Source organism: Pseudomonas alkylphenolica, assembly GCF_016009175.1.
Classification (GTDB): Bacteria; Pseudomonadota; Gammaproteobacteria; order Pseudomonadales; family Pseudomonadaceae; genus Aquipseudomonas; species Aquipseudomonas alkylphenolica_B.
The window spans coordinates 1-17,389 of record NZ_JADUCM010000002.1; the positions used below are offsets into that span (position 1 = coordinate 1).

General features: G+C 60.3%; 16 protein-coding genes. 13 read left to right on the top strand and 3 right to left on the bottom strand.

Features of this window, described 5'->3' with window-relative positions; genetic code table 11:
- Positions 1-291 precede the first annotated feature (291 nt).
- Together I5S59_RS02235 and I5S59_RS02240 are read right to left on the bottom strand one after the other, a co-directional pair.
- Positions 292-1,512, bottom strand: coding sequence for a CaiB/BaiF CoA transferase family protein (locus I5S59_RS02235; protein WP_197875217.1), 1,221 nt, complete (start codon positions 1,510-1,512; stop codon positions 292-294).
- 14 nt (positions 1,513-1,526) lie between these two features.
- On the bottom strand, positions 1,527-2,708 hold the full coding sequence (locus tag I5S59_RS02240) for an acyl-CoA dehydrogenase (protein WP_128322125.1): 1,182 nt from the start codon (positions 2,706-2,708) through the stop codon (positions 1,527-1,529).
- Between the two features lie 161 nt (positions 2,709-2,869).
- Here I5S59_RS02240 and I5S59_RS02245 point away from each other — a divergent pair, with 161 nt between their 5' ends.
- The 10 genes from I5S59_RS02245 to I5S59_RS02290 all read left to right on the top strand — a co-directional run bounded on the left by I5S59_RS02245 (position 2,870) and on the right by I5S59_RS02290 (position 12,629).
- On the top strand, positions 2,870-3,796 hold the full coding sequence (locus tag I5S59_RS02245; RefSeq protein ID WP_197875218.1) for a LysR family transcriptional regulator: 927 nt from the start codon (positions 2,870-2,872) through the stop codon (positions 3,794-3,796).
- Positions 3,797-4,203: 407 nt separating this feature from the next.
- A complete protein-coding gene (locus I5S59_RS02250; RefSeq protein WP_128322123.1) occupies positions 4,204-5,325 on the top strand; it encodes a Re/Si-specific NAD(P)(+) transhydrogenase subunit alpha in 1,122 nt (373 codons plus the stop codon).
- 11 nt (positions 5,326-5,336) lie between these two features.
- Positions 5,337-5,654 carry an NAD(P) transhydrogenase subunit alpha gene (locus tag I5S59_RS02255; protein WP_107024308.1) on the top strand — a complete coding sequence of 106 codons (318 nt, stop codon included), beginning with the start codon at positions 5,337-5,339 and terminating at the stop codon, positions 5,652-5,654.
- 2 nt (positions 5,655-5,656) lie between these two features.
- The gene (locus I5S59_RS02260) at positions 5,657-7,093 is read left to right on the top strand and encodes an NAD(P)(+) transhydrogenase (Re/Si-specific) subunit beta (protein ID WP_128322122.1); all 1,437 of its coding nucleotides are present in this window, start codon (positions 5,657-5,659) and stop codon (positions 7,091-7,093) included.
- A 177-nt stretch (positions 7,094-7,270) separates the two neighbouring features.
- Positions 7,271-8,764: an acetyl-CoA hydrolase/transferase family protein gene (locus I5S59_RS02265; RefSeq protein ID WP_197875219.1), complete on the top strand. Its 1,494-nt coding sequence runs from the start codon at positions 7,271-7,273 to the stop codon at positions 8,762-8,764.
- A gap of 319 nt (positions 8,765-9,083) precedes the next feature.
- The gene (locus I5S59_RS02270; protein ID WP_128322120.1) at positions 9,084-9,299 is read left to right on the top strand and encodes a DUF1127 domain-containing protein; all 216 of its coding nucleotides are present in this window, start codon (positions 9,084-9,086) and stop codon (positions 9,297-9,299) included.
- 294 nt (positions 9,300-9,593) lie between these two features.
- The gene (locus I5S59_RS02275) at positions 9,594-9,911 is read left to right on the top strand and encodes a DUF2388 domain-containing protein (protein WP_197875220.1); all 318 of its coding nucleotides are present in this window, start codon (positions 9,594-9,596) and stop codon (positions 9,909-9,911) included.
- Positions 9,912-10,032: 121 nt separating this feature from the next.
- The gene (locus I5S59_RS02280; RefSeq protein WP_197875221.1) at positions 10,033-10,326 is read left to right on the top strand and encodes a DUF2388 domain-containing protein; all 294 of its coding nucleotides are present in this window, start codon (positions 10,033-10,035) and stop codon (positions 10,324-10,326) included.
- 27 nt (positions 10,327-10,353) lie between these two features.
- Complete coding sequence (locus tag I5S59_RS02285; protein ID WP_197875222.1) at positions 10,354-10,674, top strand: DUF2388 domain-containing protein; 321 nt, start codon at positions 10,354-10,356, stop codon at positions 10,672-10,674.
- Positions 10,671-12,629 carry a DUF4105 domain-containing protein gene (locus tag I5S59_RS02290; protein ID WP_197875223.1) on the top strand — a complete coding sequence of 653 codons (1,959 nt, stop codon included), beginning with the start codon at positions 10,671-10,673 and terminating at the stop codon, positions 12,627-12,629. The genes I5S59_RS02285 and I5S59_RS02290 overlap by 4 nt, the downstream gene beginning before the upstream one ends.
- 9 nt (positions 12,630-12,638) lie before the next feature.
- On the opposite strand, the gene I5S59_RS02295 is transcribed toward I5S59_RS02290, so the two are convergent.
- Positions 12,639-13,040 carry a GFA family protein gene (locus tag I5S59_RS02295; protein WP_197875224.1) on the bottom strand — a complete coding sequence of 134 codons (402 nt, stop codon included), beginning with the start codon at positions 13,038-13,040 and terminating at the stop codon, positions 12,639-12,641.
- A gap of 301 nt (positions 13,041-13,341) precedes the next feature.
- Between I5S59_RS02295 and I5S59_RS02300 the strand changes: the two genes are divergently transcribed.
- The 3 genes from I5S59_RS02300 (at position 13,342) to I5S59_RS02310 (ending at position 17,374) form a co-directional block, all read left to right on the top strand.
- Complete coding sequence (locus I5S59_RS02300; RefSeq protein WP_197875225.1) at positions 13,342-14,649, top strand: CitMHS family transporter; 1,308 nt, start codon at positions 13,342-13,344, stop codon at positions 14,647-14,649.
- A gap of 73 nt (positions 14,650-14,722) precedes the next feature.
- Positions 14,723-15,496 carry a TerC family protein gene (locus I5S59_RS02305; RefSeq protein ID WP_197875226.1) on the top strand — a complete coding sequence of 258 codons (774 nt, stop codon included), beginning with the start codon at positions 14,723-14,725 and terminating at the stop codon, positions 15,494-15,496.
- Positions 15,497-15,715: 219 nt separating this feature from the next.
- A complete protein-coding gene (locus I5S59_RS02310; protein WP_197875227.1) occupies positions 15,716-17,374 on the top strand; it encodes a Na/Pi cotransporter family protein in 1,659 nt (552 codons plus the stop codon).
- Positions 17,375-17,389: the final 15 nt, after the last annotated feature.

A 17,389-nucleotide genomic window follows, 5' to 3' on the forward strand; every position in this document is an offset into this window, starting at 1 on the left:
ACTCGCTGCGATCTCTCGTCAGCGGGAGGCGAATTCTACAGCGTTTCAATCCGCTGTCAACCACCTTTTTCACCGCTGCCGATCTTTCGATCGAAGCCCCTCCGGTACTACCTGGAACATCTAACTCGTTGAATCTCAAGGAGTTTTCCGTTCCGACTGCGCCGGAAGTGGGGCGAATTATAGACAGATCCACAGGGGCGTCAAGGACTTATTTCAAATTTGTTTCAGACGGGGTGTTTTGGCTATATATAAGCAAAGCGGGCGCTCCGCGCCCGCTTATAGCTTGTTGCTTCAAACCACCTTGGACAGTTGCAGCCGCTCAATCTCTGCCGACGTCAGGCCAAGCACCTCGCCCAGTACCTGCTGGGTATGCTCACCCAGCAGCGGTGGTGCATTGCGGTACTCCACAGGCGTCTCGGAAAGCCGGATAGGGCTCGCCACCTGTGGCACGTGCCCGGCCAGCGGATGCGGAATCTCGATGGCCAGCCCGCGCGCCTTGACCTGAGGGTCGGCAAACATCTGCGCCAGATCGTTGATCGGCCCACAGGGCACACCTGCCGTCTCCAGCTGCGCCACCCACTCTGCAGTAGTCTTGAACACAGTAGCCTGGCGAATCAGCGGAATCAGCTCCGCACGGTTGGCGACCCGCTGCTTATTGGTAGCGAAGCGCGGATCATCTGCCCACTGCGGTTGCCCGGCCACTTCAGCGAACTTGCGGAACTGCCCGTCATTACCCACGGTAAGGATGAAGTCACCGTCAGCCGTAGGGAAATCCTGGTACGGCACAATGTTGGGATGCGCATTACCCAGGCGCCTTGGCGGCGTACCCGTGGTCAGGTAGTTCATGGCCTGGTTGGCCAGGCATGCCACCTGCACGTCGAGCAATGCCATATCAATATGCTGACCACCACCGCCATGGTCACGGTGGGCGAGGGCGGCCAGGATCGCCACGGTCGAGTACAGACCAGTGAGAATGTCTGTCAGCGCCACACCCACCTTTACCGGGCCGGCACCGTCTTCACCCTCAGGGCGCCCGGTCAGGCTCATCAGCCCGCCCAGCCCCTGGATCATGAAGTCATAGCCGGCACGCTTGGCGTACGGCCCCGTCTGGCCGAAGCCAGTGATCGAGCAGTAGACCAGTCGCGGATTGAGCGCCTTCAGGCTTTCGTAGTCCAGGCCGTAAGCTGCCAGGCCACCCACCTTGAAGTTCTCGATAACCACATCGGACTTCGCCGCCAGCTCCCGCACCAGGCGTTGCCCTTCGGGCTGGGTGAAGTCGATGGTCACCGAACGCTTGTTGCGATTGGCCGACAGGTAGTAAGCGGCTTCACTGGTGTTCTCGCCGTAGGCGTCCTTGAGGAAGGGTGGCCCCCAGGCACGCGTGTCATCACCGGTTCCCGGGCGCTCGACCTTGATCACTTCGGCTCCGAGGTCAGCGAGGATCTGACCGGACCACGGCCCGGCCAATACACGCGACAGGTCCAGCACCCGCAGATGAGATAGCGCGCCCATGGGCTGGCTCCTTATTAGTAGAAGGACTGGATGCCGGTCTGTGCACGCCCGAGGATCAGGGCATGGACGTCATGGGTACCTTCGTAGGTGTTGACCACTTCCAGGTTGACCAGGTGACGGGCGACGCCAAACTCGTCGGAGATGCCGTTACCACCGAGCATGTCGCGCGCCATACGGGCGATGTCCAGCGCCTTGCCGCACGAGTTGCGCTTCATGATCGAGGTGATTTCGACGGCGGCGGTGCCTTCATCCTTCATCCGACCAAGGCGCAGGCAGCCTTGCAGGGCGAGGGTGATCTCGGTCTGCATGTCGGCCAGCTTCTTCTGGATCAGTTGGTTGGCTGCCAGAGGACGACCGAACTGCTTACGGTCCAGGGTGTACTGGCGGGCAGTGTGCCAGCAAGCTTCCGCAGCGCCCAGGGCACCCCAGGAAATACCGTAGCGAGCAGAGTTCAGGCACGTGAACGGACCTTTCAGGCCACGCACTTCAGGGAACATGTTTTCTTCCGGCACGAACACGTTGTCCATGACGATTTCACCGGTAATCGAGGCGCGCAGGCCAACCTTGCCGTGAATAGCCGGGGCGCTCAGACCCTGCCAGCCTTTTTCCAGCACGAACCCGCGGATATCGCCGGCATCATCCTTGGCCCAGACCACAAACACATCGGCGATCGGGCTGTTGGTGATCCACATCTTGTTGCCGGTCAGGCGGTAGCCACCTTCGACCTTCTTGGCACGGGTGATCATCGATCCCGGGTCGGAACCGTGGTCGGGCTCGGTCAGGCCAAAGCAACCGATCCACTCGCCGCTGGCCAGCTTGGGCAGGTACTTCTGCTTGGTGGCTTCGTTGCCGAATTCGTTGATAGGCACCATCACCAGCGAGGACTGCACGCTCATCATCGAACGGTAGCCGGAGTCGACACGCTCGACTTCACGGGCGATCAGGCCGTAGCACACGTAGTTCAGGCCGCTGCCGCCGTATTGCTCAGGAATGGTGGCGCCAAGCAGGCCCACTTCACCCATCTCGCGGAAAATCGCCGGGTCGGTCTGCTCATGACGGAAGGCCTCCAGCACGCGCGGGGCCAGCTTGTCCTGGGCGAACTGATAAGCGCTGTCACGCACCATGCGCTCTTCTTCAGTGAGCTGTTGGTCGAGCAACAGCGGGTCGATCCAGTTGAAGCTTGCTTTACCGGCCATGAGTGAATCCTCGAATGATGGGAGCAGAGTTGCTGTGCCATTGATCCTAGGCCTGTTCAGTGCACGAGACAAACGAGGAATACGCATGGTCTTGTGATAATTTCTCACTTCGTAATGACTGCAAAGGCCATCTTCAGGCCCTATTAGTGAGGTTGGCGTACATGCGTCGGAAAATCCCCAGCACAACGGCACTCGTCTGCTTTGAGGCCGCCGCCCGCCACGAGAGCTTTACCAAGGCTTCTCAGGAACTGTCGCTGACGCAAGGCGCCGTGTGTCGGCAAATCGCCGGGCTGGAGGAGTTTCTCAACGTCGAGCTGTTTCGCCGCTCACGAAGGGGCGTAAAGCTGACCGAAGCGGGGCTTTCGTACAGCCGTCGGGTGGCCACGCAACTCGATGCGGTGGAGCGCGATACCTTGTCGGTGATGGGTCAGCAGGGCGCCAACGTCATCGAGCTGGCCGTGGTGCCGACCTTCGGCACGCAATGGCTGCTGCCCAGGCTCAAGGACTTTCAGCAACGCCACCCGGAAGTGACCGTCAACCTGACCAACCGCACCCGGCCGTTTCTGTTCGCCGACACCAGCTTCGATGCGGCCATTTATTTCGGTGACGCCGACTGGCCCGGCACCCACTCCCACCGGCTGATGGGCGAGAACCCCGTCCCGGTGTGCAGCCCGGCGTTGCTGGGGGGAGCAGGGCGCCTTGATGCCCAACAGATCGCGCAGCTGCCGTTGCTGCAGCAGACCACCCGTCCCTATGCCTGGCGCCAATGGTTCAACAGCCTGGAAATGACTGTTGCACGCGACATGACGGGGCCACGCTATGAGCTATTCTCGATGCTGGCCCAGGCAGCCATGCACGAGATGGGCGTGGCACTGATTCCACCCTTCCTTATTCAGCGTGAATTGGCTGAAGGGCGCCTGGTGGTGGCCAACCGGCACGCGCTGTCGAGCATCAAGGCGTATTACCTGATGATCCCGGAGCGCAAGGTTGAATCCGCTTCGCTGCGCGCTTTTCGCGATTGGCTGGTGACCGAAGCTCACCGCTACGCCGCAGCACACAAGGATGACAGCTATAACTTGACTCCGTAGTCAAATAAAATGTAACCCTACAGATGTACGGAAATGTCGCAATTGATAAAACTGTTATAACACCCCCTCAAACAGCCCTTAACCCTTCTGGCCATGCGGGTTTCACCGCATAAATCGCGTTTTGTTTCGGGCACCCAGAGAATTCGACGGATTTTTTTAAAAAATCATCGTAATCTCCCTAAAGCCCGTCGTTGACGGGCCCGCAGCCTATTCTTGCGACATTCGGTCACAGGGTGACTTGTAGTTTACTTAGCGTCACCCTTCAAAACTGGTTGAAGCGATTCGAGAATCACCTGCAAAATGCCGCGCCCCGCCTGAATTCGGCGGGATCGTGCTGATCGGCCGCCCCAGACGCACCATCCGTAGTGCGCTGGTTTTCCAAAAAAAGATCACGCAGGAGATTTGACGTGCACATTGGTGTTCCTCTCGAAACGCAGACGGGCGAAACACGGGTTGCTGCAACCCCCGAAACCATCAAGAAATTGATTGGCCAAGGGCATCAGGTCACCGTTCAGAGCGGCGCCGGCATTAACGCCAGCGTCCCGGACAGTGCCTATGAAGCAGCAGGCGCCACTATTGGCAGCGCTGCCGATGCGTTTGGTGCGCAACTTGTTCTTAAAGTTGTGGCACCTGACGATAGCGAACTGACCCAGATCAAGAGCGGCACCGTACTGGTGGGCATGCTCAATCCGTTCAATAACGACATCATCGCCAAGATGGCCGAACGCGGCATTACCGCTTTCGCGCTTGAGGCTGCTCCACGCACCTCACGGGCGCAGAGTCTCGATGTCCTGTCGTCGCAAGCCAACATTGCCGGTTACAAGGCGGTGCTGCTGGCAGCGCATCACTATCCGCGCTTCATGCCGATGCTGATGACCGCCGCCGGTACCGTGAAAGCCGCTCGCGTGCTGATTCTCGGCGCCGGGGTGGCCGGGCTTCAGGCGATCGCCACGGCCAAGCGCCTGGGCGCCGTCATTGAAGCCTCGGACGTCCGTCCGGCGGTGAAGGAACAGATCGAGTCGCTGGGCGCCAAGTTCATCGATGTGCCGTACGAGACAGAAGAAGAGCGCGAGTGCGCGGTAGGGGTCGGCGGTTATGCCCGTCCGATGCCGGCCAGCTGGATGCAGCGCCAGGCTCAGGCGGTGCACGAACGCGCGAAACAGGCCGACATCGTCATCACCACTGCACTGATCCCCGGCCGCAAGGCACCGACGCTGCTCAGCGCCGAAACCGTTGCGCAGATGAAACCAGGCTCGGTGGTCATTGACCTTGCCGCTGCCCAAGGTGGCAACTGCCCGCTGACCGTTGCCGACCAGGTAGTGATCGAGAATGGCGTCACCATCGTCGGCCCGACCAACCTGCCGGCGCAGGTCGGCGCGGATGCTTCGGCACTGTATGCGCGCAACCTGCTCGACTTCATGAAGCTGCTGTTCGACAAAGACAGTCAGCTGGTGATCAACCTCGAAGACGATATCGTCGCCGCGTGCCTGATGTGCCGCGACGGCCAGATCATCCGCAAGAACGGATAAGGAGCCAGACAATGGAAGACATGCTGATCTCTCACGGCGTCTATAACCTGATCATCTTCGTGCTGGCGATCTATGTCGGTTATCACGTGGTATGGAACGTCACCCCTGCACTGCATACCCCCCTGATGGCGGTTACCAACGCCATTTCCGCCATCGTCATCGTCGGCGCCATGCTGGCTGCCGCGCTGACCGTGACCCCGCTGGGCAAGATCATGGGTACCCTCGCGGTGGCCCTGGCAGCGGTCAACGTATTCGGTGGTTTTCTGGTCACCCGGCGCATGCTGGAGATGTTCAAGAAGAAAGCCGCAAAGGCTGAGGGGAAGCAGTAAACATGAGCATGAACCTGGTAACACTTCTCTACCTTGTCGCCTCGATATGCTTTATCCAGGCGCTCAAGGGCCTGTCGCACCCGACCACCTCACGCCGCGGCAACTTCTTCGGCATGCTGGGTATGGCGCTGGCGGTCATCACCACCATCGGCCTGATCTACAAGCTCGGTGCGGAACTGGCCACTGCCGGTATCGGCTACGTGATCGTCGGCCTGCTGATCGGCGGCACCGCCGGTTCGATCATGGCCAAGCGCGTTGAAATGACCAAGATGCCAGAGCTGGTGGCGTTCATGCACAGCATGATCGGCCTGGCGGCGGTGTTCATCGCCATTGCTGCCGTCATCGAGCCGCAGTCGCTGGGTATCGTCTCCAGCATCAGCGACCCGATCCCGACGGGTAACCGCCTGGAACTGTTCCTCGGTGCTGCGATTGGTGCAATCACCTTTTCCGGTTCGGTCATTGCTTTTGGCAAGCTCTCGGGCAAGTACAAGTTCCGCCTGTTCCAGGGCGCGCCTGTGCAGTTCAGCGGCCAGCATCAGTTGAACCTGGTGCTGGGCCTGGCAACCATCGGCCTGGGCCTGGTATTCACCTTCACCGGTAGCTACAGCGCCTTTGCACTGATGCTGATCCTGGCGTTCGTCATGGGCGTGCTGATCATCATCCCGATTGGTGGTGCCGACATGCCGGTAGTGGTGTCGATGCTCAACAGCTACTCGGGTTGGGCGGCAGCGGGTATCGGCTTCTCGCTGAACAACTCGATGCTGATCATTGCCGGCTCACTGGTCGGTTCGTCCGGTGCGATCCTCTCGTACATCATGTGCAAGGCGATGAACCGCTCGTTCTTCAACGTGATCCTCGGCGGCTTCGGTGGCGCCACCGATGCTGGCGGCCCAGCCGGTGCGCAAGAAGCCCGCCCGGTGAAGTCCGGTTCGGCCGACGACGCCACCTTCCTGCTGAGCAATGCCGACACCGTGATCATCGTTCCCGGCTATGGCCTGGCGGTGGCCCGTGCCCAGCACGCGCTCAAGGAACTGACCGAAAAGCTGACCCACAATGGTGTGACCGTGAAGTATGCGATCCACCCGGTGGCAGGCCGTATGCCAGGGCACATGAACGTACTGCTGGCGGAAGCCGAAGTGCCGTACGACCAGGTGTTCGAGATGGAAGACATCAACTCCGAGTTCGGCCAGGCCGACGTGGTGCTGGTGCTCGGTGCCAACGACGTGGTCAACCCGGCCGCCAAGAACGATCCGAAGTCGCCTATCGCCGGCATGCCGATCCTCGAGGCCTTCAAAGCCAAGACCATCATTGTCAACAAGCGGTCGATGGCCAGTGGTTATGCCGGCCTTGATAACGAACTGTTCTACCTGGACAAAACCATGATGGTCTTCGGCGACGCCAAGAAGGTCATTGAAGACATGGTCAAAGCTGTCGACTAAGTCTTTTCCAGGCTGTGACAATTAGCCCCAGCGCGGTACCGGCTGGGGCTTTTTAATGCCCGCCCCGCCGACAGAAGGCTCTGTTTCATGGCTTCGCATTCGACCTTGGTCGCGGGACGCCGGGCTGCTAAATCACTAGACTGCGCATCTAGCTTTAGTAGCCTGAGATAACAATCCATGTACCGTGATCGTATCCGCTTGTCCTCCCTGCACAGCAAGGTAATGAGTGCGGCTGATGCCGCTGGCCTGATCGAGGACGGCATGACCGTCGGCATGAGCGGCTTTACCCGCGCCGGCGAAGCCAAGGCCGTGCCGCATGCACTGGCCGAACGCGCCAAGCAATCGCCGCTGCAAATCAGCCTGATGACCGGTGCCAGCCTGGGTAACGACCTGGACAAACAACTGACCGAAGCCGGTGTACTGGCACGCCGCATGCCTTTCCAGGTCGACAGCACCCTGCGCAAGGCCATCAACGATGGCAAGGTCATGTTCATCGACCAGCACCTGTCGGAAACCGTGGAACAGTTGCGCAACCAGCAACTGAAACTGCCAGACATCGCTGTCATTGAAGCCGTCGCCATCACCGAGCAAGGCCACATCGTGCCGACTACCTCGGTAGGTAACTCGGCCAGCTTCGCCATTTTCGCCAAACAGGTGATCGTCGAGATCAACATGGCCCACAACGCCAACCTGGAAGGCCTGCACGACATCTACATCCCGACCTACCGGCCAACCCGCACGCCGATCCCGCTGGTAAAGGTCGATGACCGCATCGGCAGCACTGCAATCCCGATCGACCCGGCCAAGATCGTCGGTATCGTCATCACCGAGCAACCGGATTCGCCATCTACCGTGCTGCCACCGGATGATGAAACCCAGGGCATCGCCAATCACCTGATCAACTTCTTGAAGCAAGAAGTCGACGCCGGCCGCATGACCAACAAGCTCGGCCCGCTGCAAGCCGGTATCGGCAGCATTGCCAACGCGGTGATGTGCGGCCTGATCGACTCGCCATTCGAAGACCTGACCATGTACTCCGAAGTACTCCAGGACTCGACGTTTGACCTGATCGACGCCGGCAAGCTGAGCTTTGCCTCGGGCAGTTCGATTACCCTGTCGACCCGTCGCAACGCCGACGTGTTCGGCAACCTGGAGCGCTACAAGGACAAACTGGTCCTGCGCCCACAGGAAATCTCCAACCATCCGGAAGTGGTCCGTCGCCTGGGTATCATCGGCATCAACACCGCCCTTGAGTTCGACCTGTATGGCAACGTCAACTCCACGCACGTCTGCGGCACGCGGATGATGAACGGTATCGGGGGCTCCGGTGACTTTGCCCGCAACGCGCACCTGGCCATCTTCGTCACCAAGTCCATCGCCAAGGGCGGTGCGATTTCCAGCGTGGTGCCAATGGTCAGCCATGTCGACCACACCGAGCATGACGTCGATATCCTCGTCACTGAACAAGGCCTGGCCGACCTGCGTGGCCTGGCACCTCGCGAACGTGCCCGGGTGATCATCGACAACTGCGTGCATCCGGATTATCGCGAAGCGCTCAACGACTACTTCACCCGCGCCTGCGAGCGTGGTGGTCATACCCCGCACATCCTGCGCGAAGCGCTGGCATGGCATGAAAACCTGGAAGAAACCGGGCGCATGCTGGCCAGCTAAGCCTCACTGTTTCAGCCGGTTGGGTGCAATGCTCACCGGCTGAAAACAGTTGCCACCAATCATCAGTCAAAAACTGTTCTACTGTACCGGTGTTTTAGCCTCAATTCTCCGACCCCCAACCTCCCTCTCATTCAAAAACGCACCACATAAGTGCGCACCAGTACAGTTGCGTCTATTTTGAGTGCAACAGTGCTCTAAAACAGTTAACTGGCCCATCACAATGTAAGTGAACTGTATCTACTGTTCTGGACGACAGAGGAGGATCATTGGCATCAGTTAAATCACTACCTAATGCCGCCACAAGCGGAAGGATGACATCATGGAACGTACCCTCAGTTCCGATCTGGTTTTCGAAAACACCGCCCAACAATCCAAGGCTGCACTGCCGCTGCGCCTGCTGGCCAACCTGATGCTGTGGCAACGCCGCATCGCCAGCCGCCACCAGCTGGCTCGCCTGGATTCTCGCCTGCTGGCCGATGCAGGTATCAGCGAAGCACAGCGTTACGAAGAACTGAGCAAACCGTTCTGGCGTTGATGCAAGGCTGGTCGGCCGATGCCGACACCTTGAATTCCCAAAACCCGTCGCAGGTGACTGCTGACGGGTTTTGTCGTTCTGGAGCCGCGTAATAGAGCGGCCGCCAACATCACAGGTACAGTTGTAAAAGAGTTATTTTTTATAAGTACAGTTGATACTTTTGCCTGCGACACTGTCGAAGCTCGCAGGCACAATTGGCGTGATAACCTTAAGGCACCCAGCTTGGTGAAAAGTAGCGCAACCAGCTGAGCGTGCGTCTGACACAAACGAACCCGCTTAATCAGGAGATCGACCATGTTCCGTTCACGCTTGTTTGGCGCCGCGCTGGTGCTGGCCGTGGCTTCCACTGCCAATGCAACCAGTTTCGTCGTAACAACTGACACCGTGGTACGCGGTGTTGCCGCTTCCACCGACGCCACGTCCGATGTGACCTCGTCCTTCAAGGACGACAAGGTCGTGCGCGCCGCCCGTGACGACGCGGCCAGCTTTGTTGCCAGCCAAGGTAATATCCGCGGCGTAAAACTCGAAAGCGCATTCGCCCACATCCGCCAGCAGGCCCCAACCCTGCAGGCCAGCGACGCCCAACTGGCCCAGGCTATCCTGGCGCTCTGAGGTCGTCTGTCACCGGCTTCAAGCATGTAACAACATGCAATGAAGCCGGGCACCCTGTGCTGGTCCTTGCCGGCGCATTGGGATAGCCTTTGCGGCCAGTTTCACCGGCCTTGCGAGACCCATGCGCTATCTGTCATTGCTGTTGCTTGTATGCTGCTGGAGCAGTACCGCCCAGGCGTTTGACCTGACTACCAACACCCTGGTCGTCAGCGGCTATGTCACCAGCAAGGTGACCTCGGCGCCCTTCGATCGCAAATTGATACTGCATGCCCAGGATGACGCGGCCATGTTTGTCGCGAGCGACGGCACGGTGCGCGGTGTTCGACTGCAGGCAGCCTTGAATCAGTTACGCCAGGCCTACCCCAAACTTCATGCCGGCGACCTTGAACTGGCGCAGGCAATTCTCGTCCAATGATTACCCATGTTTTTCCGGAGATGTTCCATGCGTAACCCGCTGATTGCCGCCACTCTTGGCTTTCTGTTGCTGGCCGATGTGGCCCAGGCACAAACCCTGGTGGCCACCAGCAACATCATCGTGCGCGCGTTCGGCCGTTCAATCGACTTCACGTCCGATACCACCACCTCGATCCGTGATTCCAAGGTCGTGCGTGAGGCCCGTGACGATGCCGCCAGCTACGTTGCCAGCCGCGGTGAAATCCGTGGAGCACAACTGGAAGCCGCCTTCGATACGTTGCGTCAGCGTGTGCCCGAAGCGCGCCTGGCCAGCGATCAAGACCTGGCTGAAGCCATTCTCGCTCTGTGAGAAACCTGCGCGCCTGGCTATTCGGTGGCCTGCTGACACTACTGGCAGGCCCGGCGCTGGCCGATTTGCAGCTGCAGTTGCAAACCGACGGGCTTGGGCCCGCGCAGCAACGTGCCAGCCAGGCATTGCTGGATGAAGCCATGCAGGCACTGCCGCCCAGCTTCAAGGCGCGCCTGGACCGTCGCGTCCAGGTCAGCTGGAGCGCAAACATGCCGGAAGATGCCTATGGACAGGCCTCGCTGGTATCAACCCTGACGCTCAATAGCCGGCTTCTGCCTGGCCTTGTCGATGGCAGTGCTGCCACCCGCAAGACGGGGCGGCCCCACGGCACCGTGCGCCAGGAGCTGTTGGCTACGGTGCTGCACGAACTGACCCATATCTATGATCGCGCCCGCCTGTGGCAGGGCGCCGAACGCCAGTTGATCAGTCGCTGCACGCAGCAGTTGAACAGCCTGGGCAAGGTTGGCCTGCCCGAGCCATGCCGCGGGCAAACCGAACGACGCTTCACCCTCAGCGATGACCCGCGCCTGCTCGACCTGGCCGGGTGGCCGCAATATGTGGGCAGGCGAGGGGAGCGCGAGCAGTACAACCGTCAAGTCGCGCGCAGTCCTGACAGCTATGAGCTGAGCAGCCCCAAGGAATTCATTGCGGTCAACATGGAGTACTTCCTTCTTGACCCTGGCTTCGCCTGCCGGCGGCCAGCGCTGCACAGCTACCTGAAAGCGCATTTCGACTGGGCTCCGGAGCACCCGGCCTGCCCGCAGCAGCTGCCTTTTCTCAATGCCGGCAACGACTTCGAGAAAGCCCCATTGGGAGAGATCGACCCTGAACGGGTCTACTCCGTGGACTATCTGCTGGCCGAAGCGAACCAGAACCTGGTGAGCCGCTGGGGGCACAGCATGCTGCGCCTGGTGATCTGCGCCCCGGGGCGGCCACGCGGGCCTGACTGCCGACTCGATCTCGACCAGCACCTGGTGTTGTCGTATCGGGCCTTCGTCAACGATGTGCAGCTGTCGAGCTGGGGCGGCCTGACCGGCGCCTATCCGTCACGGTTGTTTGTTCTGCCCCTGGCGCAGGTTATCGACGAGTACACCAAGACCGAGCTGCGTAGCCTCGCTTCCATCCCGCTCAAGCTTGATCGCACCGAGCTGGAAAACCTGGTACGCCAAGCCGCCGAGATGCACTGGAGCTATGACGGCAACTACTACTTCCTGTCCAACAACTGTGCAGTGGAAACCCTCAAGCTGCTGCGCAGCGGCACTGCCAACCCGCGCCTTACAGACCTGGACAACATCATGCCCAATGGCTTGCTCGAGGTGCTGCAAGGGCGTGGCCTGGCCGATACCAGCGTCCTTGATGATCCCCATGAGGCGCTGCGCCTGGGGTATCGCTTCGATTCCTACCGTGACCGCTACCAGGCCATGTTCCTGGTGCTCAAGCAGCAACTGCCGGTGCCACAAGACACGGTCGAAGCCTGGCTTGAGCTATCTGCCAGGCAGCGCCAGCCATGGTTCGAAAAGGCCGACCTGCGCACCAGCGCAGCCCTGTTGCTGCTGGAGCAGGCCAGTTTGCGCCAGCAACTGCTGCTGGCACAGGAAGAGGTCAAGCAACGCTACCTGACCGGTCGTGAAGCGAACGACGCCAGCGTCGCCAAGGCCAACGGCACGCTGCAGCAGATTCTCGCCAACAGCGGCTTTCTCAGCCGGCCGGCCGAGCTGTTGGGCACCAGTGGCTACGGGTTGCCGCAGGCCAGTGAACAGGCGCTGTTACGCCAGGAAACCAACCTGCGGCAGAAGCAGCTGCAAACGCTCACCGCCGAGCTGGACAAGGAAGTACGCGCACTGCTCGGCCCGGAGCGGGCGGCCGAAATCGCCGCCGTCGAGGCCAACATCAAGCAGGTTGGCGAACACCTGCGGGCCCTGCACAAGGCTGCTGGTGGTTTGCAACTGCCCTGAACCCGGCACCTAGAGCGTCTCTTCGGCCTCACCGGGGAGATGCTCATCCAGGTGCAGCCAGGGCAGACGGTTGCTGGTCCAGATGTGCTTTCGCGGCGTTACGCGCTCGGGCTCATCCAGGGAGGTAACGGTGATGTCGATGGTTTCCGGGCTCAGGTCGGTGCTCAATGCCAGGTGGGCACCACAGCGGCTACAGAAGTAGCGCACGCAGCTGGGTGACGAGTCGTAACACTGCGGCGTGCCGCTGAGCCACTGGAAGTCAGTACAGGGCAGGGTGGCCCAGGTCACCAGCAGCCCGCCACTGACCCGGCGGCACACCGAACAATGACAGTGAGCGACGTCCGTCAACGGCCCTTGCACCCGGTAGCGCAGGGCGCCGCAATGGCATCCACCTTCATACGTCTCGCGCATCGTTTCCTCCGCTTCCCGTAACTGCAGTTGATTGATACTCAACAATGCACCTCTCGTCGCCTTTGAGCCAGCGAAAGCTGGCTGAAAGCTTCCCGACTTAGCATTGCAATCACCACCGGCACAGACCGGTCAGCCAGGGCACCCGATTCGCCCGGCCCAATTAACAAAAACAATGGTGATACTGATGTCCTTCTACGCCCGCCTTCTCGCTGCACGCCCGCCATTACTCCCTGCGCCGCGCCTCACGCGCTGATCCCGCCCGACTCGTTCCTTTTCGACGCGATACGCCTGGAGTACTCCCATGCTGACCTTCCTCGGCTTTGCCATGGTCCTTACCTTTATGTACCTGATCATGACCAAGCGCCTTTCGGCCTTGATCGCCCTGATTCTGGTACCAATCCTGTTCGCCCTGTTCGGCGGTTTCTCGGGCGATATCGGCCCGATGATGCTGCAAGGCATCACCAAACTGGCCCCCACCGGGGTGATGCTGATGTTCGCCATCCTGTATTTCGGCCTGATGATCGACTCCGGGTTGTTCGACCCGGCAGTGCGCAAGATCCTCAAGCTGGTCAAGGGTGACCCACTGAAAGTCTCGGTCGGCACAGCTGCACTGGCCCTGATCGTGTCGCTGGACGGCGACGGTGCCACCACCTACATGATCTGCGTGGCGGCGATGCTGCCGCTCTACAGCCGCCTGGGCATGAGCCCGCGGATCATGGCCGGCCTGATCATCCTCGCCGGCGGCGTTATGAACATGACCCCTTGGGGCGGCCCGACCGCACGTGCCGCCAGCGCCCTGCATGTCGACCCTTCGGATATCTTCGTACCGATGATCCCGGCGATGCTTGCCGGCGTAGTAGCAATCCTTGCCATTGCCTACATGTACGGCAAGCGCGAGCGTGCCCGCCTGGGCGAACTGCACCTGCCAGGCGACGAGATCGATCACAGCGAAATCAGCGTTTCGCAGTTTCCTGACGCCCGTCGCCCGAAAATGATCTGGTTCAACGGCGCACTGACCGCAGCACTGATGGTGACCCTGGTCCTCGGCCTGCTGCCGTTGCCGGTGCTGTTCATGGTCGCCTTCAGTATCGCCATGATTGCCAACTACCCTTGCCTGCAACAGCAGAAAGACCGTGTGGCGGCCCACTCCGGTAGCGTGCTGGCCGTGGTCGGCCTGATTTTCGCCGCCGGTATCTTCACCGGCATCCTCTCGGGCACCGGTATGGTCGAGGCCATGTCCAAGAGCCTGCTGGCGGTGATTCCTGAAGCGCTGGGCCCATACCTGGCGGTGATCACCGCAATCGTGAGCATGCCGTTTACCTTCTTCATGTCTAACGATGCCTTCTACTACGGGGTTCTGCCTGTGCTTGCAGAGGCCGCCAGCCACTACGGCATCACGCCGGTAGAAATGGCCCGTGCGTCGATCGTCGGCCAGCCGGTTCACCTGCTCAGCCCACTGGTACCCTCTACTTACCTGCTGGTAGCCCTGGCTGGCATCGAGTTTGGCGATCATCAGCGCTTTACCCTGAAGTGGGCAGTGCTGGTCTGCCTGTGCATAATGTTCGCCGCGCTGCTCATGGGAATTTTCCCGCTGTTCAGCAGCCTATAAGGCTACAGATTCATCTAACCGCAGCGGCGCTCCTTGCCCGGGCGCCCTGCATTTATCGCTTGAAGGAATACACATGGAATGGCTGACCAGCCCAGAGATCTGGGTTGCCTTTTTCACACTGACTGCACTTGAGATCGTTCTCGGCATCGACAACATCATCATGATCTCGATCCTGGTCAGCCGCATGCCCAAGCACATGCAGCCACGCACCCGGATTTTCGGCCTGGCCCTGGCCATGGTTACCCGCATTTTGCTGCTGCTGTCGATTACCTGGGTCATGCGCCTGACCACCGACCTGTTCGTGGTCTTCGAACATGGCATTTCCGGACGTGACCTGATTCTGTTCTTCGGTGGCCTGTTCCTGCTGTGGAAAAGCTCCCAGGAGATCTACCACGGCCTGGAAGGCGAAGATGAATCGCCTGATGAGCCGACCAGCAAAGGTGGCAAGTTCTTCTACACCATCATTCAGATCGCCATTATCGACATCGTGTTCTCCCTGGACTCGGTGATTACCGCCGTCGGCATGGTTTCCCACGTGCCGGTCATGATTGCCGCCATCGTTGTCGCCGTGCTGGTGATGATGCTGTGCGCCGGTGCCATCAGTAACTTCATCGACAAGCACCCGTCGCTGAAGATGCTCGCCCTGTCGTTCCTGATCGTGGTCGGTACCGTGCTGATCGCCGAAGCCTTTGATGTCCACGTGCCGAAGGGCTACGTCTACTTCGCCATGGCGTTCTCCCTGGCGGTCGAAGCCATCAACATCAAGATGCGCACGGCCATGGCCCGGAAGAAAAACCAGGAGCAAACCGAGCCGGTGAAACTTCGCAAGGACATTCCGGGTCAATAAACCTGGTTTGGCAACAGAAAAGGGCCCTGCGGGGCCCTTTTTCATGGGCGTTCATGACGGTTTTGTTTCAAAGGCCACATTGCCTATGCCATGCTGGCGCCCAGGCCTTGGGCCGACTACAGCTTAAGTGAGCACTGGGAAAAACCGCCTGTCACCAGGCCAGGCTCACCGCTTCATCCATTTGCCCCCGCTGGGGCACGCCAACAGGGGGCCCGACCAATGCTGACCCTGCTCAATCTGCTCTCCGCTGTGGCACTGCTGATCTGGGGGACGCACATTGTGCGTACCGGCATCCTGCGCGTGTACGGTTCCAACCTGCGGCGCGTGCTGAGCCAGAACATGTCCAAGCGACCGCTGGCGTTTGTCGCCGGCATTCTGGTGACCGCCCTGGTCCAGAGCAGCAACGCCACCGCCATGCTGGTGACGTCGTTTGTCGGTCAGGGCCTGATGACGCTGACCCCGGCCCTGGCGATCATGCTCGGCGCCGATGTCGGTACGGCGTTGATGGCGCGGGTACTGACATTCGACCTGTCGTGGCTGTCGCCGCTGCTGATCTTCCTCGGCGTGATCTTCTTTCTGTCGCGCAAGCAGACCCGCGCCGGGCAATTGGGTCGTGTCGGCATCGGCCTGGGCCTGATCATTCTCGCTTTGCAGCTTATCGTTGAGGCGGCCGCGCCGATCACCCACGCCCAAGGTGTGCGCGTGCTGTTCGCCTCGCTTACCGGCGACATTCTCCTCGATGCCCTGGTCGGTGCGCTGTTTGCGCTGATTTCCTATTCGAGCCTCGCCGCCGTGCTGCTCACGGCGACCCTGGCCGGCGCCGGGCTTATCAGTCTTCCAGTGGCCATTGGCCTGGTTATCGGTGCCAACATCGGTAGCGGCTTGCTGGCATTTCTCAGCACCAGCATGCAGAACGCGGCCGGGCGCCAGGTAGCGCTGGGCAGCCTGCTGTACAAGCTTATTGGTCTGATCCTGATCATTCCGGTGCTCAAACCGCTGGTGAGCTGGATGGACAGCCTGAGCTTCAGCCCCCAGGAACTGGTGATCGGCTTTCACCTGCTCTACAACAGCCTGCGTTGCCTGATCATGCTGCCAACTGTTACCCCGATGTCGCGCCTGTGCGCCTGGCTGCTGCCTGAACGGCCAGAAACCAATGGCAGGGCTCGCCCCCGTCATCTGGACCCGGCAGCGCTGGGCACCCCGAGCCTGGCCCTGGCCAACGCGGTGCGCGAAACCCTGCGCATGGGCGACCTGATCGACACCATGCTCGACACCATGCAGGACGTGCTGAAGGGCAAGCAAACGGCGATGACCCAACAGATGCGCAGCCTGGGTGAAGATGTCGAAGCCTTGAACAATGCGATCAAACTGTACCTGGCGCAGATGCCGCGCGAAGACCTCAGCGCGCAGGACAGTAAACGCTGGGCAGAAATCATTGAGCTGGCGATCAACCTCAAGCTGGCGGCCGACCTGATCGAGCGCATGCTGCGCAAGGTGCAGCAGCAAAAGACCTCACAACGCCGGGAGTTCTCCGACGTGGGCCTTGAGGAACTGACCGGGCTGCAAAGCCAATTGCTGTCCAACCTGCGCCTGGGCCTGTCGGTATTCCTCAGTGCCGACCCGGAAAGTGCCCGGCAACTGTTGCGGGAAAAACGTCGCTTTCGCGCCCAGGAGCGGCGCCTTGCCCATGCTCATGTCAGCCGGTTGCAACGTAAAGTGGTACAAAGTATCGAAACCAGCGCCTTGCACCTGGAGCTGATTGCCGATATGAAACGATTGAACTCCTTGTTTTGCAGCAGTGCCTATGTAGTGTTGGGTAGCGCCGATACGGGCGGTCTGTTGCTCGACAGCGTCCCGGACGATGCCCATTCACCCTGACTGTTGCCACCCAGA